General features: G+C 68.0%; 22 protein-coding genes. 11 read left to right on the top strand and 11 right to left on the bottom strand.

Annotated features, from left to right (window positions below; all coding sequences use genetic code 11):
* Positions 1 to 230 precede the first annotated feature (230 nt).
* Positions 231 to 536: a hypothetical protein gene (locus tag ABDZ95_RS13530; RefSeq protein WP_343794491.1), complete on the top strand. Its 306-nt coding sequence runs from the start codon at positions 231 to 233 to the stop codon at positions 534 to 536.
* A gap of 4 nt (positions 537 to 540) precedes the next feature.
* Here ABDZ95_RS13530 and ABDZ95_RS13525 read toward each other — a convergent pair whose 3' ends face one another.
* Positions 541 to 1,707, bottom strand: a complete 1,167-nt coding sequence (locus tag ABDZ95_RS13525; RefSeq protein WP_425543000.1) for an N-acetylmuramoyl-L-alanine amidase family protein — start codon at positions 1,705 to 1,707, stop codon at positions 541 to 543.
* A gap of 515 nt (positions 1,708 to 2,222) precedes the next feature.
* On the opposite strand from ABDZ95_RS13525, the gene ABDZ95_RS13520 reads away from it, so the two are divergent.
* The 3 genes from ABDZ95_RS13520 to ABDZ95_RS13510 all read left to right on the top strand — a co-directional run bounded on the left by ABDZ95_RS13520 (position 2,223) and on the right by ABDZ95_RS13510 (position 7,128).
* Positions 2,223 to 4,850 carry an Rne/Rng family ribonuclease gene (locus tag ABDZ95_RS13520; RefSeq protein ID WP_343794489.1) on the top strand — a complete coding sequence of 876 codons (2,628 nt, stop codon included), beginning with the start codon at positions 2,223 to 2,225 and terminating at the stop codon, positions 4,848 to 4,850.
* Between the two features lie 63 nt (positions 4,851 to 4,913).
* The gene (locus ABDZ95_RS13515) at positions 4,914 to 6,326 is read left to right on the top strand and encodes a M48 family metalloprotease (protein ID WP_343794488.1); all 1,413 of its coding nucleotides are present in this window, start codon (positions 4,914 to 4,916) and stop codon (positions 6,324 to 6,326) included.
* Positions 6,327 to 6,345: 19 nt separating this feature from the next.
* Positions 6,346 to 7,128, top strand: coding sequence for a DsbA family protein (locus tag ABDZ95_RS13510; RefSeq protein ID WP_343794487.1), 783 nt, complete (start codon positions 6,346 to 6,348; stop codon positions 7,126 to 7,128).
* Between the two features lie 17 nt (positions 7,129 to 7,145).
* Here the strand turns inward: ABDZ95_RS13510 and ABDZ95_RS13505 are convergent, their stop codons facing one another.
* From ABDZ95_RS13505 to ABDZ95_RS13480, 6 genes are read right to left on the bottom strand one after another with little or no spacing between them, the layout of a single operon-like run.
* Positions 7,146 to 8,846, bottom strand: coding sequence for a tetratricopeptide repeat protein (locus ABDZ95_RS13505; RefSeq protein WP_343794486.1), 1,701 nt, complete (start codon positions 8,844 to 8,846; stop codon positions 7,146 to 7,148).
* A 57-nt stretch (positions 8,847 to 8,903) separates the two neighbouring features.
* Complete coding sequence (locus ABDZ95_RS13500; protein ID WP_343794485.1) at positions 8,904 to 9,176, bottom strand: hemolysin; 273 nt, start codon at positions 9,174 to 9,176, stop codon at positions 8,904 to 8,906.
* On the bottom strand, positions 9,167 to 9,463 hold the full coding sequence (locus ABDZ95_RS13495; RefSeq protein ID WP_343794484.1) for an I78 family peptidase inhibitor: 297 nt from the start codon (positions 9,461 to 9,463) through the stop codon (positions 9,167 to 9,169). The genes ABDZ95_RS13500 and ABDZ95_RS13495 overlap by 10 nt, the downstream gene beginning before the upstream one ends.
* Positions 9,464 to 9,485: 22 nt before the next feature.
* The gene (locus ABDZ95_RS13490) at positions 9,486 to 9,794 is read right to left on the bottom strand and encodes a hypothetical protein (protein ID WP_343794483.1); all 309 of its coding nucleotides are present in this window, start codon (positions 9,792 to 9,794) and stop codon (positions 9,486 to 9,488) included.
* Positions 9,795 to 9,799: 5 nt separating this feature from the next.
* The gene (locus ABDZ95_RS13485) at positions 9,800 to 10,264 is read right to left on the bottom strand and encodes a DNA polymerase III subunit chi (RefSeq protein WP_343794482.1); all 465 of its coding nucleotides are present in this window, start codon (positions 10,262 to 10,264) and stop codon (positions 9,800 to 9,802) included.
* Complete coding sequence (locus ABDZ95_RS13480) at positions 10,264 to 11,742, bottom strand: leucyl aminopeptidase (RefSeq protein ID WP_343794481.1); 1,479 nt, start codon at positions 11,740 to 11,742, stop codon at positions 10,264 to 10,266. The genes ABDZ95_RS13485 and ABDZ95_RS13480 overlap by 1 nt, the downstream gene beginning before the upstream one ends.
* Before the next feature lie 131 nt (positions 11,743 to 11,873).
* On the opposite strand from ABDZ95_RS13480, the gene ABDZ95_RS13475 reads away from it, so the two are divergent.
* From ABDZ95_RS13475 to ABDZ95_RS13445, 7 genes are all read left to right on the top strand, one after another.
* Complete coding sequence (locus ABDZ95_RS13475; protein WP_343794480.1) at positions 11,874 to 13,007, top strand: LptF/LptG family permease; 1,134 nt, start codon at positions 11,874 to 11,876, stop codon at positions 13,005 to 13,007.
* Complete coding sequence (lptG, locus tag ABDZ95_RS13470) at positions 13,004 to 14,134, top strand: LPS export ABC transporter permease LptG (protein ID WP_343794479.1); 1,131 nt, start codon at positions 13,004 to 13,006, stop codon at positions 14,132 to 14,134. Before ABDZ95_RS13475 ends, lptG begins: the two co-directional genes overlap by 4 nt.
* 43 nt (positions 14,135 to 14,177) lie before the next feature.
* Positions 14,178 to 16,622 carry an LPS-assembly protein LptD gene (locus ABDZ95_RS13465; RefSeq protein WP_343794478.1) on the top strand — a complete coding sequence of 815 codons (2,445 nt, stop codon included), beginning with the start codon at positions 14,178 to 14,180 and terminating at the stop codon, positions 16,620 to 16,622.
* A gap of 78 nt (positions 16,623 to 16,700) precedes the next feature.
* A complete protein-coding gene (locus tag ABDZ95_RS13460) occupies positions 16,701 to 18,041 on the top strand; it encodes a peptidylprolyl isomerase (protein ID WP_343794477.1) in 1,341 nt (446 codons plus the stop codon).
* Positions 18,041 to 19,042, top strand: a complete 1,002-nt coding sequence (gene pdxA / locus ABDZ95_RS13455) for a 4-hydroxythreonine-4-phosphate dehydrogenase PdxA (protein ID WP_343794475.1) — start codon at positions 18,041 to 18,043, stop codon at positions 19,040 to 19,042. Before ABDZ95_RS13460 ends, pdxA begins: the two co-directional genes overlap by 1 nt.
* A gap of 9 nt (positions 19,043 to 19,051) precedes the next feature.
* Positions 19,052 to 19,924: a 16S rRNA (adenine(1518)-N(6)/adenine(1519)-N(6))-dimethyltransferase RsmA gene (gene rsmA / locus ABDZ95_RS13450; RefSeq protein WP_343794474.1), complete on the top strand. Its 873-nt coding sequence runs from the start codon at positions 19,052 to 19,054 to the stop codon at positions 19,922 to 19,924.
* Between the two features lie 84 nt (positions 19,925 to 20,008).
* A complete protein-coding gene (locus ABDZ95_RS13445) occupies positions 20,009 to 20,794 on the top strand; it encodes a crotonase/enoyl-CoA hydratase family protein (protein ID WP_343794473.1) in 786 nt (261 codons plus the stop codon).
* Positions 20,795 to 20,800: 6 nt separating this feature from the next.
* Here the strand turns inward: ABDZ95_RS13445 and gmk are convergent, their stop codons facing one another.
* Genes gmk through fabF form a run of 4 tightly spaced genes read right to left on the bottom strand, consistent with a single transcriptional unit; the run spans position 20,801 to position 24,781 of the window.
* On the bottom strand, positions 20,801 to 21,442 hold the full coding sequence (gmk, locus tag ABDZ95_RS13440; RefSeq protein WP_343794472.1) for a guanylate kinase: 642 nt from the start codon (positions 21,440 to 21,442) through the stop codon (positions 20,801 to 20,803).
* The gene (locus ABDZ95_RS13435; protein WP_343794471.1) at positions 21,432 to 22,322 is read right to left on the bottom strand and encodes a YicC/YloC family endoribonuclease; all 891 of its coding nucleotides are present in this window, start codon (positions 22,320 to 22,322) and stop codon (positions 21,432 to 21,434) included. Before ABDZ95_RS13435 ends, gmk begins: the two co-directional genes overlap by 11 nt.
* Complete coding sequence (mltG, locus tag ABDZ95_RS13430) at positions 22,319 to 23,500, bottom strand: endolytic transglycosylase MltG (RefSeq protein WP_343794470.1); 1,182 nt, start codon at positions 23,498 to 23,500, stop codon at positions 22,319 to 22,321. Before mltG ends, ABDZ95_RS13435 begins: the two co-directional genes overlap by 4 nt.
* Entirely contained in the window at positions 23,501 to 24,781 is a 1,281-nt protein-coding gene (gene fabF, locus ABDZ95_RS13425; RefSeq protein WP_343794469.1) for a beta-ketoacyl-ACP synthase II, read from the bottom strand.
* Positions 24,782 to 24,933: the final 152 nt, after the last annotated feature.

Genomic DNA, 24,933 nt, shown 5'->3' with positions numbered 1-24,933 from the left:
GCCTGTCGCAAGCAGGTCCCGCCCGCCGGAGGCGCTGCGGTAAGGCGTTAAGAGCGCCACCTGACGCAAGCTCCCGGATAATCCTCACGCGGGGCGTCCAGCTTCGTCGAAACGGTATTTTCCATCTGCTCCGGGCGAGGCCCGGACGCTCCGCCGCCTTCCCGACCTGCCGCGTTGTCGCGGCGGGGCGAGACCGCATGATTTCGGCATCCCGAGGGAGAGAGAGCCTGATGACCCTGCCCAGACTTCGCCGCCCGCCCCCGCCGCCCCCGGCGGAGTACATCACGTCCGAGCAGGCGGAATGGGTCGTGGCCCATCTCCTGTTTCAGGCGTGGAAACAGGACGTCCACGCCGAAACCTGGAGACTTGTGTACGCCGAAGGAAAACGGGGAGCCGGCCCCGCCGAGTTCGCGAGAGGCGCCCTGTCCCTGATCGCAAAGGGCGTGGAGCCGCCGCCGGGCGTGATCGTCACCGAGGACTGGATCGAGGAGCCGCCGCGACCGCGCCCCGCCAGTTTGACAGGCCTCTGGAGGTGATCGCCTACGGCTGCCCGGCCCCGTTCGCATCCGCCATCTGCACCACGCCGTTCGGCGCCTGGAAATAGCGGTCGATGCCCTCGGCGACGGCGCGCATCAAGCGGCGGCGCTGGCGCGGATCGTTGAGCAGGCGCTCGTCCTCGGGATTGGTGATGAAGCCCATCTCCAGCAGCACCGCCGGCACATCGGGGGCCAGCAGCACGGCCAGGCCGGCGTCGCGGTGGCTGCGGCGCAGCATCGGATGGTTCGAGCCCTCAAGCTCGGTCAGCAGGGTGCGGGCCAGCACCGCCGAGCGGTTCTGGGTCGCGCGCTGGGTCATGTCCAGCAGGATGCGATCCACCGACGGGTCGCGGCCCGGCAGGTTCAGGTTGCGGTGCCAGTTTTCGCCGCGCGTGAACTCGCGCACCGCCCGGCCCGCGCCCTGTTCCGACAGGGTGTAGACCGAGGCGCCGCGCGTGGCCGGGTCCGATCCGGCGTCAGCGTGCAGGGAGATGAACAGGTCGGCTCCGGCCTGACGGGCGATGGCTACGCGGCGGTACAGGTCGACATAGGTGTTGCTGTCGCGGACCAGACGCACGCGATAGCGGCCCGAGCGCTCCAGCTCCTGCTTCAGCGCCAAAGCCGCGGCCAGGGTGATCTCGCTCTCGTTGACGTGGGCGCCGCGGGCGCCGGGGTCGCGGCCGCCGTGGCCGGCGTCGATCACCACCAGCGGACGCTCGGCCGGGCGCGGCGGTGCGGCGCGGTTGGCAGGGCGGGATGCAGTCGGGGCACGGCCGGTGGCCTTCAGGTCCACGACATAGCGGTAGTGGGTCACGCCATCGCCGGGCGGCAGGATGAAGCGGCGTTCGATCTCGGCGCTGGAGGCGAGGTCCAGTTCAACCCGGGCGGCTGCGCCCGAACCGGCGACGCGGTAGCCGCGGACCAGGCCAAGCCCCTGCCCCGACATGCCGCGCGGCGGCTGCACGCCCGACAGGGCCAGCACCACGCGGCCATCGTCGCCCGACCGGATCACCTGCCCGCGCGAGGTCCGGTCCAGATCGACCACCACCCGCGTGCGCTCGGCATCGCCGCCGAAACGGACCCGCATCACCTCGCCCATGGCGCCGGAGGCCAGCCCTCTACCGGCCGCCAGCACGGCCACGCAGAAGACGACAAAGGCCACGGCCGTCATCGCCCACTCGCGAATGCCCCAATGCGACAGTCGGTTACGCACAAATCCGCTCATTCTGACGGAACACCCACCTTATGGTTGGGCGCACCATGGCCGAATGTGGTCGACAACGGGTTAAGGCCGTTGCGGCTTTTAATTCACGAACGCGACAGCTATGTTTGTTGCGCTCGCGAAACGATCGCGCCCTCCCGCTTGCCGGGAACCGGGACGCGCACTCCTCGCGGCGCTGCTTTCACTGATCCGAGGATCGGCCGGCCGAAGGGCTGACGATTCGAAGAGACGGGCCCGTGACGCCGCCTTCTGAGGCGCGGGCTGGCCCAGAGACCGACTGAACCGAATGGGCGTGACCCCCGGCCTTTCCCTGTCGTCCGCATGGACGCCGAACGATCGCGACGCAGCTCGTCGCGACGGCGGGATCGCGCCTGACGCCCCCCTCCACATTTTACGGCGAGCCGCCCCGCCCGTCAGCCTTGCGCTGACCGGCCCGGCCAGAGCGCGCCAGAGAGAGACTTTTGATGTCAAAGACCATGTTGATCGATGCGGCGCACGCGGAAGAAACCCGCGTCGCCATCGTCGAGGGCCGTCAGGTCGAGGAATTCGACTTTGAATCCCGCGCGAAGCGCCAGCTTCGCGGAAACATCTATCTCGCCAAGGTCACCCGCGTAGAGCCCAGCCTGCAGGCGGCCTTCGTCGAGTACGGCGGCAACCGTCACGGCTTCCTCGCCTTCAACGAGATCCACCCGGACTACTACCAGATCCCGGTCGCCGACCGCGAAGCCATCATGGCGGAAGCGCACTCGGACGACGACGATCACGATGATCTGGGCCGTGAGAGCGACGACGGCGATCACGAGGGCGGCCTCGCCGACGAGGAGCGCCTGAAGCGTCGCCTGATGCGCCGCTACAAGATCCAGGACGTCATCAAGCGTCGCCAGATCCTGCTGGTTCAGGTCGTCAAGGACGAGCGCGGCGGCAAGGGCGCGGCCCTGACCACCTGGCTGTCGCTGGCCGGCCGCTACTGCGTCCTGATGCCGAACACCGGCAAGGGCGGCGGCATCAGCCGCAAGATCACCCAGGCCACGGACCGCAAGCGCCTGAAGGCCGCCGCGGCCTCACTGGCCGTGCCGCAGGGCATGGGCCTGATCATCCGCACCGCGGGCGCCAAGCGCACCAAGGCCGAGATCAAGCGCGACTACGAGTATCTGCTGCGCCTGTGGGAAACGATCCGCGAGACCACCCTGCGCTCCAACGCGCCGGCGATGATCTATGAGGAGGAGAACCTCGTCCGTCGCGCCGTCCGCGACATGTTCGACAAGGACTTCGACGGCATCCAGGTCGAGGGCGTGCAGGGCTTCAAGGAAGCGCGCGACTTCATGCGGGTGCTGATGCCCTCGCAGTCGAAGAAGGTTCACCTGTACCAGGGCGCCCGTCCGCTGTTCGCATCGAACGGCATCGAGGAAACCCTCAGCCAGATCCACCAGCCGACCGTCGCCCTGAAGTCGGGCGGCTACCTGGTGATCAACCAGACCGAGGCGCTGGTCGCCATCGACGTCAACTCGGGCCGCGCCACCAAGGAACGGAACGTCGAGGCCACGGCCTTCAAGACGAACATGGAAGCGGCCGTCGAGGCCGCCCGCCAGCTGCGCCTGCGCGACCTCGCCGGCCTGATCGTCATCGACTTCATCGACATGGAGGAGTCGAAGAACAACCGCGCCGTCGAGAAGGCGCTGAAGGACGCGCTGGCCAAGGACCGCGCCCGCATCCAGATGGGCCGCATCTCGGGCTTCGGCCTGATGGAGATCAGCCGTCAGCGCCGCCGCCTCGGCGTGATCGAGGGCGCGACCGAGGTCTGCCCGCACTGCCAGGGTGCGGGCCGCGTCCGCTCGGCCGAGAGCGCCGCGCTGGTCACCCTGCGCGCCGTCGACGTCGAGGCCGGCAAAAACGGCGCGGGTTCGGTGAACCTGCGCGTCTGCACCGCGGTCGCCCTCTACATCCTGAACCACAAGCGCGACTATCTGCAGAGCCTGCTGATCCAGCGCGGCCTGAACGTCGTCATCCTGATCGACGACACCCTCGGCCAGGGCGAAAGCACCATCGAGCGCACCGAGACCAACGAGGACTTCACCCCGCCGGAAGGCGCCGAGCCATTCATCGACCTCGACGACGATTTCGACGACAGCGCCTTCGCCGATGAGGAAGAGGACGACGAGGAAATCTTCGACGACGAGGACGCCGAAGATCTCGACCGCGAGGATTCGGACGACGACGAGGGCCGCGAGCGCTCGGAACGTCACGACAGCGAAGGCCGCGGACGTGGCCGCCGCCGTCGCCGCGGCGGTCGTCGCGACGAGGAAAGCCCGGTCGAGGCCGCTTCGGATGACGAGGACGATGGCGAGGGCGGCCGCCGCCGCCGCCGCGGACGTCGTGGCGGACGCCGGGTCCGTGAGGACGGTGGCGATCGTGACGCCTTCTTCTGGGTTCGCGGCCGCACGCCGTCGCTGGACGATCCGTACGTCTGGTTCGACCCGATCAATCCGGAACGCGCCCCGCGCACCGAAGCCTCTGCGGCCACCTCGGACAGCGATGTCGACGAGGTCGTCGGTGAACGTCCCGAGGGCGAACTTGGCGGTGAGCGCGGCGGCCGTTCGCGCCGTCGTCGCGGACGTGGCCGTGGCCGGGATCGCGGTTCGGACGCCGGCCTGACCCACGAGGTCAAGGTCGAAACCCGCGCCACCAACGAAGGCATGCCGCCGGACGGCTCGCCCGACACGCCGATGGCCGTGATGGTCGAGGATGAAGTCGAAGCGGCTCCGGTCGTGATCGAGGAGCCCAAGCGTCGCCGCGTGCGTCGCAAGGCGTCCGCCTCGGCCACGACAGCGTCGGACGAGGCTCCGGTCTCGACGGTCGAGTCGAACGAGGCTGAGGCAGACGGCGAAGCGGCGCTTCTCGACGTAACTCCGGCTGAGGCCGTTGTCGAACGCGAAGCCGCTGCCGCCCCCGCTCCGGAGCCGAAACCGGCTCCGGTCGTGGAAGCCGTCCCGGCTCCCGAGCCGGAGATCGACGTCGCCGCGATGATCGCCGAGGATCCGAACCAGATCGTCGCACCGCCCGAAAAGCCCAAGCGTGGATGGTGGCGCCGCTGAAAGGCCGCGATTAGATTGTGAGGATCGGCAAGGACGGGGGCGTCCGGGGTTGAGGAGTTCGTCTTGAACTGGCTGTCTCGAAACGCCGTCCGTATTGCGGGGGCCATCAGCGCCGTCAGCCTCGCGCTGACGGCCGCCTCGCCCGCCTCCGCCCAGAGCGCTGTCCGCGACACCGAGATCGAGACGATCATTCACGAATGGTCGGCTCCGGTCTTTACGGCCATGGGGCTGGATCCTGACGAGGTCGAGATCCTGCTGATAAACGAGGCGGATCTGAACGCCTTCGCGACCCGCGGCCGGATCATGGGTCTGAACACCGGCCTGATCCTGCGCACGCGCAATCCGAACGAACTGCTGGGCGTGATCGCGCACGAAGGCGCCCACATCAAGAACCGCCACACCCTGCGTGATGGCGCCCAGAACGCTGGCATGCAGCCGATGCTGATGACCATGGCGCTGGGCGCTCTGGCCATCGCCGCCGGCGCGCCCGATGCCGGCGCTGTCCTGCTGGGCAACAGCCAGTACTTCGGCACGCTCAGCGCCCTGCGCTACATGACCCACCAGGAAGGCGAGGCTGACAGCACGGGCGCTCGCGCCTTGGAACGGGCAGGCGAGTCCGGCCGGGGCCTGCTGACCTTCTTCGAGAATTTCCGCTCGCAGGAGGTCTTTTCGGACGCCCGGCGCTACCCGTATTTCCGCAGCCACCCGCTATCCTCGGCCCGGATAGAGAACATTCGCCGGCTGGTCAGCGAGCAATCCAACTATGGCAAGACCGACAGCCCCGAGCGGATGGCCCAGCACGCGCTGATACGCGCCAAGATCCACGCCTTCCTCGACGCGCCGAACACGACGCTGCGCACCTATCCGGAGACCGATGTCTCCCTCCCCGGCCGCTATGCCCGCGCCATCGCCTGGTACCGTGACGGCCAGACAGATCGCGCGCTGGCCGCGGTCGATGAACTTCTCGGCGAGCAGCCCGAGAACCCGTATTTCTGGGAGCTCAAGGGCCAGATCCTGTTCGAGGAAGGCCGCCCCGGCGACGCTATCGCGGCGCACCAGCGCTCGGTCGAAATCCTGCCGATGGCGCCGTTGCTGCGCATCAACCTGGCCCACGCGCTCATCGAGACGCAGGAACCGGCCCGGCTGGATCAGGCCATCGACCAGCTCAAGCGCGCCACGGCGCTGGAGCGCGAGAACAGCATGGGCTGGCGTCTGTTGAGCCAGGCCTACGCCAGCAAGGGTATGGAAGGCGAAGCGCGTCTGGCCTCGGCCGAGATGTATTTCGCCTTGGGCGCACGCCAGCAGGCTACACAGTTCGCCTTGCGAGCCCGCGACATGCTGCAACCCGGCTCCGCCGAGTGGACCCGCGCGATGGACATCGTCTTCGCGTCAGGCGCCACCCAAGACGATCTGGACGATCTCGACCGCCGCAACCAGCGCAATCGCCCGGTCATCGCCGCCCCCGCTTCCAGCTGACTTCCGTATCGAGACCCGTATGACCGAAACGCCCGAAACCGGCTCCGAACCCGCGCGCGCCAAAGGCATCCTCGAAGGCCCGCGCGTCGCCCAGGCTGCGCTGGCCGCTGCCGCGGTCGCGCTCGTTGTCTCGGTCGTCCCGTGGTTCACCGGCGGCGCGTCCGATGCCCAGATTCGCCGATATCTGCTCGAGCATCCCGAGATGCTGCAGGAGATGAGCGCGGCGCTGCAGGTCAAGGCGGACAACGACCGTACAGCGGCTGTGAACCAGCGCGCGGCAGCCAACCCGCAGTTGCTTGCGGTCGATGCCCGCGATCCGGCGTTCGGGCCGGCCGACGCCAAGGTCACGGTTATCGAGTTCTTCGATTTCCGCTGCCCCGGCTGCAAGGCGACCGCGCCGGAAGTCCTGCGCCTGATGCAGGCGCACCCCGACGTGCGCTTCGTCTTCAAGGACTGGCCGATCCTCGACCGCCCGGGCGAGGATGCTTCGCACATGGCCGCCCGCGCCGCCCAGGCTGCCCACCGTCAGGGCAAATACCTGCCGGTCTTCCGCGCCATGATGGCCGAACCGGCGCTGGATGAGGCCGCGATCGCCCGCATCCTGACCGAGAACGGCGTCTCCCTGCCGCAAGCGCAGGAAGCCATGGCCAGCGCCGACGTCGCCCGCCACCTCAGCGACATCCACACCGCCGCAGCCGCCCTCAGCCTGTCCGGCACGCCGACCTTCTTCATCAACGGCAAGGCCAGCCCCAGCATTCAGCCGTCCGACATCGACCGCGCCATTCGCGAGGCCAAGGGCTAGGTCGATCCGTCCTGCCGTCAGGCCAGCTTCAGGTCCATCGCGCCGCCGATCCACTCGACGGCGGCGTTGTGACGGGCGGCCTCGGCCGCAGACGCATTGCCCAACACCGCCTCGACCTCGGCCAGAACGAAGTAGCTGTAGGGATCGCTCGGCCAGTCCTCGAGCAACTCGTCGATCTTGTCCCTGGCCGCCGCCGCATCGCCGCTCATCAGCAGGGCGGCAGCAAGACTTCGCCGTGTCGGGAACCACAGGGCGGGCGGGTCGCCGCCCTCTTCCTGCTGCCCCTGAATCTCCGCAGCGCGTGTGAAGGCCGCGACAGCAGCGCCTGCATTGCCTTCTACCATGGCTGCACGGCCTTCCAGCACCCGTTGCAGCACCTCGGTGAAGTCGCCCCGTTCCTTGGCCATCGGGCCTGCCTTGAACGCGTCGCTCTCGCGAAGGGACTTGATCGCCTCGGCCTCGGCGCGGATGGCGGCGGCGTCGCCGGCGCGGGCGGCGGCCTCCCCCCGGGCGTAGCGCCAGCTGATCCGCAGCATCGGATGGGTCTCGGGCGGCTCGCGCAGGGCCGCCACCTGCGCGGTCGAGCCGAAGCGGCCGTAGATGGCGTAGGCGTTGTTGGTGACGATCTGCCGCCAGACATTGGTCGCGGGCGTATCCGGGTAGGTGGCCAGGAACCAGTCGGCCAGCTTCAGCCCCTCCTCCGAGCCGCCAGCCATCAGGGCGCCGCCCATGCCGAAATGGATGTTGTGGCCGTGCAACGGCATGGCCTTCACACCCCCCGGCGGGCTGGCGAGGCTGGCGTAGCGCAGGTCCAGCGCCACGGCGTTGACGTTGGACATCATCGCATCGCGATAGCGGCCCACCCGGTAGAAGGTGTGCGACGGCATGTGCACCAGATGGCTGGCGCCGGGCGCCAGCGCGGCCAGCCGCTCGCCGTAGGGGATCGCCTTGTGCGGATCATCCGACCATTCGGTCAGGTGGATATAGAGGTGAATATTGCCGGGGTCGTTCGGCGCCAACACCAAGGCCTGCTCCAGAACTTCCATCGCGCGGGTGATGCCGGGATCGGCCGCCTTGCCCTCGTCATCCCACCATCGGTCGGCCTTTAACATCCATGCGTCAGCGGTGATGGCCGCCAGCACCACATTGTCTGGATTGCGGTTCAGCAGCGTGTCCATCCGCTCGGCGAAACGGCGCGACCGCGTGGCCTTGCTGCCGGAGTAGCGCTGGATCAGCGCGTCGATCATCTGCTTCTGCAACGGCGTCGCATCGCGCCCCAGCCGCCGGGCCTCGCGCGCCACCCGCAGGGCGGCGTTCTGCGCCTCATCCGTATTGCCGCCGCCGTTCAGGTTTGGGCCCATGGCCCAGGCTTCGCCCCAAGCGCACATCCCGCAGGTCGGATCGAGCAGTCGCGCCTTGCGGAAAGCCCGGACAGACTCGGAGTGCTCGAACGCCCAGCGCAGCCGCACGCCGTGGTCGAACCAGGCCTGTGCCTCGGCATTCGCCGTGTCGATTGGGAAGCCGCCGGTCCCGAAACCGTCCACCATGACCATGGAGGCGATCGGCGCGCCTGTTTCGATATCGCCCGCCGGACCGCAGACCTGGGGCCGATCGATAAGGTCGCGCGTTGCCTTGTCCGCGGTCGCGTCGGCCACAGCGGCTGGCCCCGCCACAACAGCAGCCAGCGCCGCGCCAGCCATCAGAACCACGCGCTTCATGATGTCCCCTCCTGCCCTGCCGGCATCCTGACCCGGATGCCGGCGCGGGCCAAGGGCTCAGCCGCAGTCGACGCTTTCGACGATGCCGGTCGCCTCGACGAAGCGGACGTTCAGCCGGTCCGGCCGATGGTCGCGCGTCGTCGGACAGGTGGTGCAAACGACCCGCACGTTTGAGTCCGCCGGGAAGCTGATCGCAGCCACGTTCTGGCCGATCAGGGAACGAGCGGCCGCGGCATCGCAGGGTTGCGGACGATCCGTCGGCGCGGGCGCCTCGACCGGAGCGCAGGCGGCAATCGCCAGCGTTCCGGCCATCAGAATGATCAGCCGCATTTGACCTCGCGGATGATGCCCGTGGCTTCGTCGAACAGGATGTTCAGGCGCTGCGGGTTGTAGTCCATGGTCACCGGGCAGGTGGTGCAGGTCACCCGCCACGTCTCATTGGCCGGCTTGGTCGGCAACTGGCTGCGGTTCTGGCCGACGTAGCGTTGGTACTGCGGCGCCTTGCACTGCGACGGGCCATCACCGCCCGGAGGCGGCGTGCCGGGATCGCCGCCCTCGACGGGCGCGCAGGCCGCGACAAGGCCGGCGACGGCCAAGCTCAGAATCAGGGTCTTCATGCACGTCTCTCCTTGGATGCGATCAGCCGCAGCGAACCTGCTCGACGATCTGGGTCTGTTCGTTGAAGAAGATGTTCAGGCGATAAGGCGAGTAGTCCTCGGTCACCGGGCACGTCGTGCAGGTCACTCGTCGATTCACGACATCGACCGGCACGGGAATATCGGTCTTCGGCTTGCCGACCAGCCATTGCAGCTCACCGGCGCGACAGACGTCAGTGGTCGGGTTCGCCGGGTTACGATCGCCAACCGGCCGGCTGATCTGGGCTTCTTCCACCGCGCGCGGCGCGGGCGCATCGGAGGCAGGGGTCGAGCAGGCCGCGAGCGCGGCCAAGGCGATCAGGCTGCCTTTTCCCAGCGCCCCTCGGGCGACTGCTTCCAGTAGGCGAGGTTGGCTCCGCCGTCCTTCAACGTCTTCCAGCGCGCTCGCGCCCCCTGAAGCGAGGTCTCGTCCCGTCCGTCGAAGATGATGAAGCATCGTTCCAGGCTCTCCGTATCGCCAAGCTCTGCGCCGTCCACGATGAACAGCGCCTGAGCGGCGTTCGGGTTCTCTGTCGATTCGGTCAGCAGTATGGGCTGACGCTCTGCGTGAGGATCAGACGCGCGGCCGTGGGCAAGGAAACTTTCGTCCCTGTAGGTCCACAGCCGCTCGTCGATGTCATGCAGCAGACGCGCGTCCGAAGCCCGGACCAGCGCCCGCCAGCCCCGCTCGCGCGTCTTTTCCAGCAGGCCCGGAAGCACCTGATCGAGCGTTGAGCGCTCGAGGTGGTAGAACCAGATCTCCGGGCCAGCCGCGGTGCTCATCAGGCCTCGTAGGAGTCCTTGACCATCCGGTCGAGGGTGCGGACGCCCCAGCCGACGGCGCCGTCCGGCACGGTCGGGCTCTTGCTGTCCTTGACCCACGCCGTCGGCGCGATGTCGATGTGCGCCCACGGCGTGCCGTTGGTGAAGCGCTGCAGGAACAGGGCGGCGGTGATCGAACCACCGGCGCGGCCGTTGCCCATGTTCTTCACGTCGGCGATCGGGCTGTCGATGTGACGCTCGTAGGCGGCCGGGATCGGCATGCGCCAGGCGTTCTCGCCCACCTTCGGACCGGCGGCGAGGAAGTTGTTCGCCAGCTCGTCCGAGTTCGAGAAGACGCCGGCGTATTCGAGACCCAGCGAGACGATCATCGCGCCGGTCAGGGTCGCCAGATCCAGCATGAACTTCGGTTTGAAGCGATCCTGGGTGTACCAGAGGCAGTCGGCCAGAACGAGGCGGCCCTCGGCGTCGGTGTTCAGGATTTCGACCGTCTGGCCCGACAGGGATTCGACGATGTCGCCCGGGCGGGTCGCGTTGCCGTCCGGCATGTTCTCGACCAGGCCGATGACGCCGACAGCGTTCACCTTGGCCTTCCGACCGGCCAGCGCGTGCATAAGGCCGACGACGGCGGCCGAACCGCCCATATCCCACTTCATCTCTTCCATGCCCTCGGCGGGCTTGATCGAGATGCCGCCGGTGTCGAAGCAGACGCCCTTGCCGACGAAGGCGATCGGCTGTTCGCCCTTGGCGCCGCCGTTCCACTTCATGATGGCGACCTGGCTCTCGCGCACGCTGCCCTGACCAACGGCCAGCAGGGTGCGGAAGCCCAGCTTCTCGAGTTCCTTCTCGCCGAGGATCTCTACCTCGAGGCCCAGCTTCTCCAGACCCTTCACGCGTTTGGCGTACTCGGCCGGGTACAGGACGTTGGCCGGCTCGGCGACGAGATCGCGGGCGAACTCCACGGCCTCGGCCACAGCCGAATGCGAGGCGCCATAGGCGTGCTCGGCGGATTTCGGATCGGCGGCGACAACGCGGATGGTCTCGATCGAAGGCGTCTTGTCGGCCTTCAGCGTGGTCCGGTACTTCAGGAAGCGATAGCTGGCGAGGCGGGCGGCGAAGGCGGCGCGAGCAGCCTGATCAGCCGTCAGGTGCGCGGCGTCGATGGTCAGCACGCTGGCGCCCGACATCTTCACGGCGTGATAGGCGGCGCCGGCGGCGGCCTCGAGCGCCAGATCATCGAATCTGTCCGACGCGCCCGCGCCGGTCAGCACGACCACATTGGCGTCCACGCCATGCGGGGCAGCGACGATCAGGGTGCTGTTCGAACCGCCGGTAAAGCGGCTGGCGCCCATGGCCCTGGTCAGCGCACCGGACGAAGCGACATCCAGCTGACCGCCCGAACCGGCCAGCACACGGCCTTCATGCACCAGAACGGCCAGAGCCTTCGCTGCGGCGGCTGACGCGACGAACTCGATCTTCATTTACTGCTCCCGCCGGGGTGCGACCCCGGTCGTTTGTAAGGGATTGGTACGCGCGGTTTCACCGGCGCAATCGGGTGTGTATTAGATGCGCTCCCTCGCCGCCGCCTGCAACGGGCGATTTCCTTTCTCGTATGACCCTGATTCAAGGATACCTTTTCCGGCAAATCGCCAAGCCCGTCGTCGGGGCGTGCGCCGCGCTGGCCGGAATCGGCATCCTGAGCCAGAGCCTCGACCAGCTGGAAATCATCGTCGAGCGCGGCCAGAGCGTCTGGGTCATGGTCAAGCTGACCCTGCTGGCGGTGCCGCAGCTGCTGGCCGTGATCCTGCCCATCGGCCTGTTCGTCGGCGCCCTGATCGCCCTCACCCGCCTGCAGCGCGAGCAGGAGCTGACGGCGGTTTTCGCTTCGGGCGTCACCCGCTGGTCCGCGATCCGGCCGGCCATCAAGCTGGCCATCATCGGCGCGCTGGTCACTCTGCTGTTCACCACCGTCATCCAGCCTTGGTCGCAGCGCCAGGCGCGCGCCGAAGCTTTCGCGGTTCGCACGGACCTTGCCGCCCTGCTCGTGGAGGAAGGCCGCTTCGTCCAAGGGCCGGAAGGTTTGACGGTCTATGTCCAGCAGATCGAGCAGAACGGCCTGCTGAAGAACATCTTCATCTACCAGCCCGACGGAGATCAGGTGACCACCTGGGATGCCGCGGAAGCTCGTTTCTCCCGCATCGACGGCGAGCCCGTCGTGACTCTGATCAACGGCTCCTGGCAGCGGTACTCCAGCCGCGGCGTGCTGGAATACCTGTCCTTCGCCCGTCAGGACGTCCCGCTGGGACAGTATGCGCAGGTCACGGACTCGATCCGGTACAAGCCTTCCGACCTCTACCTCCCACAGCTGTTCAATCCCTCTCCACGCGACCTTGAGCGCGTGGGCACTGCCGGCGAGATGGCCGCCGAGGGTCACTCCCGATTGTCAGCCCCCCTCTACGCCCTCGTCGCCATGGCCATGGCGCTCACGGCGATCATGGGCGGGGCCTACAGCCGCACGGGCTACAGCCTGCGGATCGCGAAGGCGGCAGGCGCCTTCCTGCTGGTCCGGATCGTCGGATACGGGATCGTCGCGGCCAGCGCGTGGAACGGCTGGCTGAACATCCTCCAGTACCTGCTGCCGATCGCCGCGACGGCGATTTCCCTGAGATTGCTGTTCCGCGCCCTCAAACCACGCCGCCGTCGCGCCTGGTTCAGAAGCGCCCCCGGTCGGGCGAGGACGGCATGAAGCGCCGCACCTCCCTCGCCGCTCCATGGCTCAGACTCGGCCGAATCGAGCGCTATGTGCTGCTGACGCAGGCGCGATCTCTTGCGGTCGCGCTCGGCGTCATCTCGGCGTTGATCATGCTGATCGACTTCGTGGAGATTTCACGGGGCGTGGGCTCCGACGTCGATCTGTCCGGCGCGCGCATTCTCGGACTGATGCTGCTGAAGTCGCCTCAGGTGATCCTTCAGCTGCTGCCTTTCGTCTTCCTGTTCGGCACGCTCGGCGCCTTCGTCAGCCTGAACCGTCGCAGTGAACTGATCGCCATGCGCGCAGCGGGCTTGTCCGCATGGCGCTTCGTTCTGCCGGCGGCCGGCGCGGCCTTCATGTTCGGCATCCTGACGGTAGCCGCGCTTGGACCGGCCGCTTCAGCCGCGGATGGTCTTTTCCAACGCGAGCGAGCCCGTCTCACTAACTCGGCGATCAGCACCGATTCACCCGAGGCGATCTGGATTCGCGAAGGCGACGACACCCGCCAGATGGTGATCCGCGCCGACCGTCAGGACCGCGCCAATGCCCGGCTCATCGGCGTGACCTTCTTCATCTACTCGAATGACGGAGCCGGCGTTCGCACATTCTCCGAACGGATCGACGCCGCGTCGGCGACGTTGAGCGCGGGCCACTGGAGGCTGGTGGACGCGGTAGGCGCGCAACTGGGCCAACGCGCCGTGCGCTATGCCACGCTGGACCTGCGTTCCAGCCTGGCGGACAAGGAAGCCTTCGAGCGTTTCGCCCGTCCGCAGGCGACCTCGTTCTGGGCCCTGCCGGCGCAGATCGCGCGTGTGGATGCTGCGGGCTTCTCCAGCACCGCCTACCGCCTGCGGCTACAGCAACTGCTGGCCATGCCTCTGATGTTCGCGGCCATGTCGATCCTCGCCGCCGCCTTTTCCCTGCGCCTCATGCGTCTGGGCGACCTGGCGCGAATGAGTGTCGCTGCCGTGGTGCTCGGCTTCGCCTTCTTCTTCGTCAATCAGGCCGCGTCGGCCTTCGGCTCGGCCGAGGTCATTCCGCCCTGGCTGGCGGCATGGCTGCCTCCCCTGCTCACAGCTCTCGCCGCCTTCACCTTGCTGTTCTATACCGAGGACGGCTAAGCGAACCGTCCCCCTGTAGTTCGCCTTTCCAGAGTGACACTGAATGCAGCGTGACGTCCGCGCGACCCTTTCGTCGGCCCTGCGTCTCCGGCTTCTGGCCGGCGCGGCCTCAGTCGCGCTGACTGCGATAGCCGGGACCGCGTGGGCCCAGACGACGCCCGAAGTGGTTGTCACCGCTCCCGGCGCAGACGGTCTGCCGCAGGACGGCGCCTACATCGAATCTGACGCCGTCACGCGTGAAGGCGACGTGATCACCGCGACTGGTGAAACGGAGCGGGTGATCGCCCGCTTCCGGGAAGCCACACTGAGAGCCGGCCAGGTCAGCTACGATCTGCGCCAGGGCGTCGCCGCGGCCGAGCGCGACGTCGAGTTCACCGATCCCGAAGGCAATGTGATCTTCGCAAGCCTGCTGGAGCTCGATTCGGATCTCCGCGCCGGTGTCGCGGTCGACTTCGCGACGCGGTTCCGGAACGGCGCCAGCCTGATGGCGGCGACAGCGGTTCGACGCAGCGAGAACGTCAACGAGCTGAACTACGCGCTCTTCACGCCCTGCCCCATCTGCGATGACGAGGGCAATCCGAAGACGCCCAGCATCTCCATCCAGGCCGAGAAGGTCGTGCAGGATGAGGAACTGCGAGCGGTTCTGTACCGGAACGCCGTGTTCAAGGTCGGCGGGTTCCCGGTCCTTTACCTGCCGTTCTTCGCGCATCCCGATCCGACTGTCGAACGGGCGAGCGGCTTCCTGGTCCCGCGCCCCAGCTATGACGAAGGTCGTGGGTTCAGTCTGGAAGTCCCTTACCTGCAGGTGATCTCGCCGTCGGAAGATTGGCTGATCAGTCCGCAGATCAACACCGATGTCGCTCCGTTCCTGAACCTGCAATGGCGGCGGCGCTTCTCGGACGGCACGGTCGTGCTGCGCGGCGGCTATACCTACGAGCGGAACTTCGGCAATTTCGACAACAACGGCGACGGCACGGTCGACGAGAACGTCAAATTCGGCGACCGCACCAATCGCAGCTATTTCCTGGGGCATGGCCGCTTCGATCCCGAGGGCCCGTGGCGCTGGGGCTTCACTGCCGAACGAACCTCCGACAAGACGCTGTTCGACCGATACGACGTCATGAACCCGTATCAGGACAACGGTCTGTACTACGGCGATCAACGCCGTCTGATCAGTCAGATCTATGCGGAACGCCAGACGGCGCGATCCTATGTCTCGGTCGCGGCCTTCACCATGCAGAGCCTGCGGATCAGAGAGTTCAGCACGGTTACGCCGGCGCTGAACATCTTCGAGAATGACGGCGAACTCCCGTTCGTCGCCCCTCTGATCGAAGCCCGCTGGGAGCCCGATGGCCCGGTTATGGGCGGACGTCTGCGTCTTCGGGGCTCTGCCGCCGCGCTCTATCGCGACGACTACCTGGGCAGCCCGGTCCTTCGCCCGGTCGTGGTGCCTCCCGGGTCGACCCTCGGCCTGCCCGGCGTCGACAGCCGGCGGGTCTCCACCCAGGCGGAATGGCGCCGAGCCATGATCGCTCCGATGGGCATCCGCTGGGAGCCCTTCGTCGATCTGCGCGCCGACTTCTACTCCGTCGGCGACCTGCCTCCCGCCATGGGACTCGAGGATGACGCTATCAGCCGAACCCGCGCGACGGCCGGTATCGATGTCAGCTACCCGCTGATCCGTCGGATCAACGGCGGCGCCGACCTGATCCTCGAACCCATGGCGCAACTCTCGATCTCGACGGATCCCGACCTCGACGTCCGGATTCCGAACGAGGACAGCCAGACGCTGGAACTCGACGAAAGCTCACTGTTCCGCATCGACCGCTTCCCCGGATACGATCTGCTCGAAGGCGGCTTGCGCATCACCGCCGGCGCACGGGCGACCTTGCGTTGGGACGAAGGTCGTCAGGCGAGCCTGTTCGTCGGCCGCAGCCTGCGCGACTCCGACGAGGATGCCTACCTGATCCCCATTCCTGACGCGCCAACGCAGCTCTACGACCCTACGGGTCTGGCTTCCGATGCCTCGGACTGGGTGGTTCAGGCCTCTTTCTCCCCGTCGGAACGGATTCGGGGTTGGGGGCACGCGACGATCGATTCATCGGGCGATGTGCGCCGTGGCGAAGTCGCCGTAGACGGTCGATGGGGCCGTCGGAATGCGGCGACGATGAGCTATGTCGTCGACCGCTCGAACCCTCTGGCAGGGCCGAACAACCGGAACTACGAGTTCATGCAGTTGTCGGGGCAGCAGTTCCTGGTGGGCAACTGGGGCGTGGCCGGCTCGGGCGTCATGGACTTCGAACGCGACCTGATCACGCGCTCCGAGGTGGGGCTGCTGTTTGATGACGACTGTTTCCGCTTCGAGATCGGGTGGCGCCGCGACAACACGGTCGTGCGGCCCAGCGGACCATCGGAAGGCATCTATGTGCGCCTAAACCTCGCCACTTTCGGCGGTACAGGGTATGGACAGGGCGACAGGCGTTTCTGACGCGCGACTCGACCTGCGCGGGGGGAACTGCGCGGCCGGGTCTGACCAGATCGCGCCGCTTGAGGAATCAGGACTGACATGCGTTTTCAACGTTACTTGACCGGTGTGGCCATGGCCGCCCTCGTGGCTGGTTCGGCCGTGGCCCAGACGGCTCCGGGCCAACAGCCGGCCGCTGCCGGAACGCTGAATCCCGCCTCTGAAGAAGCTCCGGTCGCAGCCCCGGTCCAGGCGCCCGAGTTCCAGATGGCCGACGGAATCCTGGCTACGGTCAATGACAGCGTCATCACCGGGTTCGACCTGCGTCAGCGCATGCTGCTGCTGATCGCCATGACGCAGGTTCAGCCGACGGCCGAAAACCTTCCCGCGATCCAGCAACAGGCCCTGAACGCCCTGATCGACGAGCGTCTCCAGAATCAGGAGATGGCGCGCTTCACCGAGCTGAAGGTGACCGACGAGGAGCTCGACCAGGAAATCGCCCAGATGGCGCGGGAGGTCGGCACCACGGCAGAGAACTATCTCGCCTTCCTCGCCCAGGGCGGCATTCGCCCGGCGACGTTCCGCGAACAGCTTCGCACCTCGATCGGCTGGAGCCAGCTGGTCGGCGGGCGCTTCCAGAGCCGCGCCCGGGTCACGCGCTCGGCCGTCGACGCAGCCCTTCGTCAGGCGTCGGAAGCCGCGACGAAGAAGCAGTATCTGATCGGCGAGATCTACATCGACGCCAGCCGCGTCGGCGGCCAGCAGGCAGCTCTCAACGGCGCCAACCAGCTTGTCGCCCAGATGGTTCAGGGCGCGCCGTTCCAGAACGTGGCGCAGCAGTTCTCGTCGGCGCCGTCGGCGGTCCGTGGCGGCGATGCCGGCTGGGTCGTCGAAGGCAGCATCCAGCCCGCGCTTCAGCAGGCGCTCGACCAGCTGGAGGTCGGCCAGCTTTCGCGTCCGATCCCCGTTCAGGGCGGCGTCTACATCGTCTACATGCGTGACAAGCGTGACGGATCGTCGGCCAACCTCGTGTCGATGAAGCAGGTGATGATCGAGGTGCCGGAGACGGCGACGGACGCCGAAGTGGCGGCCGCGACCCAACGCCTCGAGGCGATCCGCCCGCAGCTGACTTGCGACAACCTTCAGGCCCGCGCGACTTCGGAAGCCGGCCTCCTCGGCGCCGACCTCGGCGAGTCCGACGTCCAGAACCTGGCGCCGCAGTTCCAGCAGGTCGCGCGCTCGGCCGAGATCGGCTCGATCAGTTCGCCCGTCCGCACGCCGCTTGGCCTGCATCTGCTGGCGGTCTGCGGACGCCGCGTCGGCGGCTCGGAAGCGCCTGACGCCCGTCAGATCGAAGGCCAGCTGTTCCGCCAGAACCTCGCCAACCTGGGCCGTCGCTACATGCGCGACCTGCGCGAGGACGCCCTGATCGAGATGAAGTGATGCCCGTCCCTGCCCCGCTGGCCCTGTCCATGGGCGAACCGGCGGGCGTGGGACCGGAGATCATCGCTGCGGCCTGGTCCGCCCTGAAGGCGGAATGGCCCGTATTCGCCGTCGTCGGCGACGCTGCGCTGATGCGCAGGCAGGGCCAGCCGGTGCAGGCGATCCCGTCTATCGACATGGCGGCCGAGGTCTTCGCACGGGCCATTCCGGTCCTCGACCATCCACTGCCGGACGCCGTCACCGCCGGCACGCCCTCGCTCCGGAACGCCGGCGTCGTGGCCGATTGGATCGAACAGGCGGTCAGCCTCGCCGTGGCGGGAGATGCGTCGGGCGTGGTCACCGCCCCGATCGCCAAGGCCCCGCTCTACGCCGCGGGTTTCCGCTTCTCGGGACACACCGAGTTCATCGCCGAACTGACAGCCGATATTCAGTTCGCCGATACCCGCGGACCGGTAATGATGCTGACCGCGCGCGATCTGCGGGCCTGTCTGGTCACGATTCACTCGCCTCTGGCTGAGGTGCCGCAACTCGTCACCGAGGAGCGGGTCACGCGGACGGCGCGTGTGGTGCACGAGGCGATGAGGCGCGACTTCGGCATCGCCCAGCCGCGCCTCGCCTTGGCAGGGTTGAACCCCCATGCCGGCGAAAGTGGCTCCATCGGGCTTGAGGAGATCGAGGTGCTGGGCCCCGCTGTCGCCCGGCTGCGCGGCGAAGGCATCCGGATCACCGATCCCCTCCCCGCCGACACGATGTTCCACGACGAGGCCCGCGCGACCTACGATGCGGCCATCTGCCTGTACCACGATCAGGCCCTGATCCCGGTGAAGACGCTGGACTTCTGGGGCGGGGTGAACGCCACGCTGGGCCTGCCGATCGTCCGCACCTCGCCCGATCACGGCACCGGCTTCGACATCGCCGGCAAGGGTATGGCGCGACCGGACAGCCTGATCGCGGCCATCCGGCTTGCGGGACAGATGGCGGCGGCGCGAGCGGCGCGCTAGAAGCCGCCAGTGACCTCCGACCTGACCCTTCGCGAACATCTCGACGCCCACGGCCTGGCGGCGAAGAAGAGCTTCGGCCAGCATTTCCTGCTGGACCTGAACGTGACCCGGAAGATCGTCCGCTTCGCCGGCCCGTTCGAGGGACGTGCAGTGATAGAGGTTGGTCCCGGCCCCGGCGGGCTGACACGGGCGCTGCTGGAGAGCGATGCCGGCAAGGTGGTGCTGGTCGAGAAGGATCCGCGGTTCATCCCCCTGCTCACGGAGCTGGACGACGGCTCGGGCCGGCTGACGATCGTGGAGGCCGATGCGCTGAAAGTGCGCGAGGCTGAACTGACCGAGGGCCCCACCCATCTGGTGTCCAACCTGCCGTACAATGTCGGAACGGCGCTGCTGATCAAATGGCTGACCGGGCCGTGGCTGCCGCACAGCCTGACGCTGATGTTCCAGAAGGAAGTCGCCGAGCGGGTCGTGGCCCGGCCGGGCGATGACGCCTACGGCCGGCTGGCGGTGATTTCGCAGGCGGTGTGCGAGGCCAAGCTGATGATGCACCTGCCGGCCGCCGCCTTCACGCCGCCGCCCAAGGTGGCCTCGGCCGTCGTGCATCTGGTCCCGAAGGCCGAGCGGCCGTCGGCGCAGATGCTGAAGCATCTGGAGCGGGTGACCGCCGCGGCGTTCGGGCAGCGGCGCAAGATGCTGCGGTCGAGCCTGAAGCAGTTGGGCGGGGCCGAGCTGTGCGAACGCGCCGGGATCGATCCGGAAGATCGCGCGGAGGTCATCGACCTGAACGGCTTCCTGCGACTGGCACGGGCTTCGGCGGGCGAGACGCCGCCAGCAGAGCCGGCGACCGATGGCCCCACCCTGATGCGGCGCAAGAAGGCCTGACCGCGCGGACAGCCCCCTCCTCGCACGCCTTCCCTTACGCGCGGGAAGCCGGGTAACACCGGGATCCTGTCCGAGGGGAGAGCCATGACCAAGCGCCTGAGCATCGAGTTCCGGGACGGCGTCGCAGACGTCCGCCTGAGCCGCCCTGACAAGCTGAATGCGCTGGACATGCCGATGCTGGAGGCCTTGGGCGAGGCGCCCGCGAAGCTGGCGGCCCAGCCGGGCCTGCGGGCCGTGGTGCTGTCGGGCGAGGGACGCGGCTTCTGCGCAGGGCTGGACATGGAGACGATGGCCGGGCTGGCCGGGGCGGGTCTGGACATCGTCAGCCGTACCCACGACCTGGCCAATCTGTTCCAGCAGACCGCCTGGGGCTGGCGCACGCTGCCGGTTCCGGTGATCGCCGCAGGGCACGGCATGGTGTTCGGCGGCGGGCTGCAGGTCTTCTCCGGCGCCGACATCCGGATCGCGCGGGCCGACACGCGACTGTCCGTCATGGAGATGAAGTGGGGCCTGGTTCCCGACATGGCCGGCTTCGCGCTGTGGCGCGGGCTGGTGCGCGACGATGTGCTGCGCGAGCTGATCTACACCGCTCGCGAGTTTACCGGCGAAGAGGCGGTGGAGCTGGGCTTTGTCACCCGACTGGCTGACGATCCCCGCGCCGAGGCCCTGACGCTGGCCCGGGAGATCGCCGCCCGCAATCCGGACGCCGTGCGCGGGGCCAAGCGGCTGGCCAATCTGGCGCGCGACGAGGGCGCGGGTCCGATCCTGCTGGCCGAAAGCGTTGAACAGGCCGCCCTGATCGCCACCCCCAACCAGACGGAGGCGGTGATGGCCAATCTGCAGAAACGTGCGGCGAATTTCGCGGACTGATCCGCCTCAGACCGCCTCGTTCAGCAGCGCCGTCTTGTAGGCCCCGACCCAGGTGTTGCGCCGGCGCTTGCTGCGTTCGGCGTGGTAGATGTGCGCCAGCTCGGCGTAGGAGCGGTCGAAGTCGTCGTTGACGAAGACGTAGTCGAACTGGCCGCAGTGCTCGATCTCGCCCTTGGCGTTCTTGATCCGGCGCTCGATGACCTCTTCGGCGTCCTGCGAGCGGGTCACCAGGCGGCGGCGCAGTTCCTCGAGGCTGGGCGGCAGGATGAAGACGCGAACGGCGTCCTCCGGGCATTTCTCCGCGATGTCGCGGGCGCCCTGCCAGTCGATGTCGAACAGGACGTCGCGGCCCTCGGCCAGCGCCCGGTCGATGGGCGCGCGGGGGCTGCCGTAGCGGGCGCCATGGACGTCGGCCCATTCGAGGAAAGCGTCGGCGTCGATCAGGCGCTGGAACTCGGCGTCGTCGACGAAGTGATAGTCCCGATCCGCGACCTCGCCCGGGCGGATGCCGCGCGTGGTCATCGACACCGACAGCTCCAGCCCCTTGTGATCCGCCATCAGGCGGCGGCAGAGCGACGTCTTGCCGGCGCCCGAGGGGCTGGCGACGATCAGGAGGACGCCCCGACGGGGCGTGCGTTCATTCGACATTCTGGACCTGCTCGCGGAGCTGTTCGATGACGGCCTTGAGCTCAAGGCCGATTCCGGTGAGCGGCGTGGTAGCCGATTTTGAGCAGAGGGTGTTCGCCTCCCTCATGAATTCCTGCATCAGGAAGTCGAGTTTCCGTCCGGCGGGGGGTTGCTGCAACAGGGTTCGGGCCGAGGCGACGTGGGCCGTCAGGCGGTCCAGTTCCTCGCGCACGTCTGCCTTGGTGGCCAAGGCCGCGGCCTCGAGGAAGATGCGGTCCTCCAACCCCGGCGCATCGGGGGCCAGTTCGGTGATGCGGCGGGTGAAGCGCTCGCGGATGGCCTCGACCTGCGCCGCGGCCTCGTTCTCGGCGTCGGCGACCAGCGCTTCGATACGGTCGATGAAGCCGGTGATCACGGGCAGGAGTTGCTGGCCCTCGCGTAAGCGCGACGCCTTCAGCGCATCGATGGCCTCGTCGATGGAGGCGGCGATGGCGGCCTCGATGGCGGCCTTCGCCTCGATGTCCTCGTCTTCCTCCGGCGCTTCGAGCACGCCGCGCAGACCGAGAAGTCCGTCGGCGGACGGCGGGGTCGCGCCCTCCTCCGCCAGCTGGTTGGCGAGTTGGAGATAACGGGCCAGTACGTCCTCGTTGACCTTCAGCGCCGCGGCGCCGGCCTCGGCGCGCCTGGCCTGAACGCCCAAAGTGACCTGACCGCGGTTCAGGCGGCTCTGGCCCGAAGCCTTGCCGAGGCGTTCGAGATTGTCGAAGCCCGGCGGGCCGCGGAAGCGGACCTCCAGATTGCGGCCGTTGACCGAGCGGGCCTCGATCGACCAGGTCCAGCCGTCCGACGCGCCGTCGGCCCGGCCGAAGCCGGTCATGCCCGAGATGCTGGTCTTGCTCATTGGGCGGCCGCCGGGGCTGCGGGCGCCGGGGCGCCGGCTTGCGGCACGCGGATGACCTGGGCGCCAGGAGGCACCTCAATCCCCGCCGGCAGACCGGTTTCGGAATCGACAGCCGGTGCGGCCGCGGCTGCGGCAGCCGCCGCGGCGGCCGGGTCAGGAGGCAGGCCGGCGCGCTGGCGCTCGATGGCCCGCCAGCGGGCGACGTTGGCCAGATGCTCCGCATAGGTCCGGGCGAAGACGTGGCCGCCGGTGCCGTCGGCGACGAAGAATATCTCGTCGCTGACCGGCGGGTTCAGAACTGCCGCGATGGCTTCGCGGCCGGGGTTGGCGATCGGCGTCGGGGGCAGGCCGTCGATCTGGTAGGTGTTCCAGTCGGTGTGGCGGTCGATCTCCGACCGGCGCAGGCCGCGGCCCAGCGGACGCCCTTGGGTGATGCCATAGACGATGGTCGGGTCGCTCTCGAGCCGCATGCCGGAGCGCAGGCGGTTGGAGAAGACGGCGGCCACGCGCGGACGCTCGGCGGCGATGCCGGTTTCCTTCTCGACGATGGAGGCGAGGATCACCGCCTCATCGCGGGTACGCACCACGCTGTTCGGGCCACGGGTCGCCCACAGTCGTTCGAGGTTCTCATCACGGGCGCGACGCATGCGGCCGATGACCGAGGCGCGGGTCTCGCCACGTGAAATCTCATAGGTCTCTGGCCAGAGGCTGCCTTCCTCGGGCGTCTCGTCTACCGGACCAGTCAGCAGGGGCTGGCGCATCAGGATGTCGACGGCCTGGGCCGAGGACCAGCCTTCCGGCAGGGTGACGTAGTGGCGGACCACCTTGCCGTCGACCAGCAGGACGATGACCGAGCGCAGGGAGGCGCCCGACGGCACCTCGTATTCGCCGGCGCGCAGGCGGCGGTCGGCGCCGGTCAGGGTGGCGGCGGCCTTGAACATGTCGGTCGAGCGGATAACGCCCGCCGCCTTCAGATTGGCGGCGATGGCGCTGACGCCGGCTCCGCTGGGCAGGGTGACGATGGTCGCATCGCCTTCCCTCGCCTGCGGCCCGGGAGCGTAGAAGACGCTCCAGGCGGCGATCAGGGCCGCGATCAGGAAGACGCTGAACGTCGCCGTAGCTGCAAGAAACGCCGTCTTGCGCCCCGGCGAGGGCTTTTCGACCGACCGACGGAACACTCAGTCCACCTTCCTGAAGATGACGCTGGCGTTGGTGCCGCCGAAGCCGAAGCTGTTGGACATGGCGACGTCGATCTTCATCGGCTTGCCCTTGTGCGGGACCAGATCGATCGGCGTCTCCATCTCCGGATTGTCCAGATTGATGGTCGGCGGCGCGATCTGGTCGCGGATGGCGAGGACCGAGAAGATGCTCTCGATCGCGCCGGCCGCGCCCAGCAGGTGGCCAGTCATCGACTTGGTCGAGGACACCGCGAGGTCCTTCGCATGATCGCCGACCAGGCCCTCGATGGCCTTCAGCTCGATCCAGTCGGCCATGGTGGAGGTGCCGTGGGCATTGACGTAGTCGAGGTCCGAAGGCTGCAGGCCCGCGCGCTTCAGCGCCGCCTTCATGGCCCGCAGGCCGCCCTCGCCGTCCTCGGACGGGGCAGTGATGTGCCAGGCGTCGCCGCTCATGCCGTAGCCGACGACCTCGGCGTAGATCTTCGCGCCGCGGGCCTTGGCGTGTTCGTACTCCTCGAGCACCATGATGCCGGCGCCCTCGCCCATGACGAAACCGGCGTGGTCCTTGTCATAAGGGCGGCTGGCCTTCTCGGGCGTGTCGTTGAAGGCGGTGCACAGGGCCTTGCAGGCGAGGAAGCCGGCGATGCCGATCGGCACGATGGAGCTCTCGGCCCCGCCGCAGACCATGACGTCTGCGTCGTCCAGCGCGATCATGCGGGCCGCGTCGCCGATGGCGTGGGCGCCGGTGGCGCAGGCGGTGACCACCGAATGGTTCGGGCCCTTCAGGCCGTGGCGGATCGAGATCTGGCCCGAGGTCAGGTTAATCAGCGACATCGGGATGAAGAAGGGGCTGACACGACGCGGACCCTGTTCCTTCAGGACGATGGCCGTCTCGGCGATAGGGCCGAGGCCGCCGATTCCCGAGCCGACCATGACGCCGGTGCGTTCCTTCTGCTCGTCCGTCTCAGGCTTCCAGTCAGCGTCGGCCAGGGCCTCGTCGGCGGCGGCGATGGCGTAGACGATGAAGTCGTCGACGCGCTTGCGGTCCTTGGCCGACATGACCTTTTCATGGTCGAAGACGCCCGGCTGGTCCGGCGCGCCGCCGCCCCGGCCGTCGACGGACGGAATCTCGCCGGCGATGGTGCAGCCGTAGCCCTCAGTGTCGAAGTTGGTGATCGGCCCGATGCCGGAACGTCCCTCGACGATCCCCTTCCAGCTGTGTTCCACACCCCAGCCCAGCGGGGTCAGAAGTCCAAGGCCGGTGACAACGACACGACGCATTCCTGCATCCTTCACAGTGAATCTCGGGGGGACAATAGTGACCCAAGGCCCGCACCGCTAGGAAAACGGCGCGGGTGGGGGCGCTGACCCCTCCACCCCCGGCTTCGCCGGCGGTCCCCCTCCCCGCTACGCGGAGAGGTGAGGGGCATGCG

Source organism: Brevundimonas kwangchunensis (assembly GCF_039523815.1).
GTDB lineage: Bacteria > Pseudomonadota > Alphaproteobacteria > Caulobacterales > Caulobacteraceae > Brevundimonas > Brevundimonas kwangchunensis.
This window is presented reverse-complemented; position numbering and strand designations above follow the sequence as displayed.

What these genes read in the sequence shown, in the direction of transcription:
- ABDZ95_RS13520 (WP_343794489.1), top strand. Translation starts at nt 2,223, where the DNA reads ATGTCAAAGACCATGTTGATCGATGCGGCGCACGCGGAAGAAACCCGC.
- ABDZ95_RS13510 (WP_343794487.1), top strand. Translation starts at nt 6,346, where the DNA reads ATGACCGAAACGCCCGAAACCGGCTCCGAACCCGCGCGCGCCAAAGGC.
- gmk (WP_343794472.1), bottom strand. Translation starts at nt 21,442, where the DNA reads ATGTCGAATGAACGCACGCCCCGTCGGGGCGTCCTCCTGATCGTCGCC.
- fabF (WP_343794469.1), bottom strand. Translation starts at nt 24,781, where the DNA reads ATGCGTCGTGTCGTTGTCACCGGCCTTGGACTTCTGACCCCGCTGGGC.
- ABDZ95_RS13475 (WP_343794480.1), top strand. Translation starts at nt 11,874, where the DNA reads ATGACCCTGATTCAAGGATACCTTTTCCGGCAAATCGCCAAGCCCGTC.
- ABDZ95_RS13500 (WP_343794485.1), bottom strand. Translation starts at nt 9,176, where the DNA reads ATGCGGCTGATCATTCTGATGGCCGGAACGCTGGCGATTGCCGCCTGC.
- ABDZ95_RS13465 (WP_343794478.1), top strand. Translation starts at nt 14,178, where the DNA reads ATGCAGCGTGACGTCCGCGCGACCCTTTCGTCGGCCCTGCGTCTCCGG.
- ABDZ95_RS13480 (WP_343794481.1), bottom strand. Translation starts at nt 11,742, where the DNA reads ATGAAGATCGAGTTCGTCGCGTCAGCCGCCGCAGCGAAGGCTCTGGCC.
- pdxA (WP_343794475.1), top strand. Translation starts at nt 18,041, where the DNA reads ATGCCCGTCCCTGCCCCGCTGGCCCTGTCCATGGGCGAACCGGCGGGC.
- ABDZ95_RS13525 (WP_425543000.1), bottom strand. Translation starts at nt 1,707, where the DNA reads ATGACGGCCGTGGCCTTTGTCGTCTTCTGCGTGGCCGTGCTGGCGGCC.
- ABDZ95_RS13485 (WP_343794482.1), bottom strand. Translation starts at nt 10,264, where the DNA reads ATGAGCACCGCGGCTGGCCCGGAGATCTGGTTCTACCACCTCGAGCGC.
- ABDZ95_RS13495 (WP_343794484.1), bottom strand. Translation starts at nt 9,463, where the DNA reads ATGAAGACCCTGATTCTGAGCTTGGCCGTCGCCGGCCTTGTCGCGGCC.
- ABDZ95_RS13530 (WP_343794491.1), top strand. Translation starts at nt 231, where the DNA reads ATGACCCTGCCCAGACTTCGCCGCCCGCCCCCGCCGCCCCCGGCGGAG.
- ABDZ95_RS13445 (WP_343794473.1), top strand. Translation starts at nt 20,009, where the DNA reads ATGACCAAGCGCCTGAGCATCGAGTTCCGGGACGGCGTCGCAGACGTC.
- ABDZ95_RS13460 (WP_343794477.1), top strand. Translation starts at nt 16,701, where the DNA reads ATGCGTTTTCAACGTTACTTGACCGGTGTGGCCATGGCCGCCCTCGTG.
- lptG (WP_343794479.1), top strand. Translation starts at nt 13,004, where the DNA reads ATGAAGCGCCGCACCTCCCTCGCCGCTCCATGGCTCAGACTCGGCCGA.
- ABDZ95_RS13435 (WP_343794471.1), bottom strand. Translation starts at nt 22,322, where the DNA reads ATGAGCAAGACCAGCATCTCGGGCATGACCGGCTTCGGCCGGGCCGAC.
- ABDZ95_RS13505 (WP_343794486.1), bottom strand. Translation starts at nt 8,846, where the DNA reads ATGAAGCGCGTGGTTCTGATGGCTGGCGCGGCGCTGGCTGCTGTTGTG.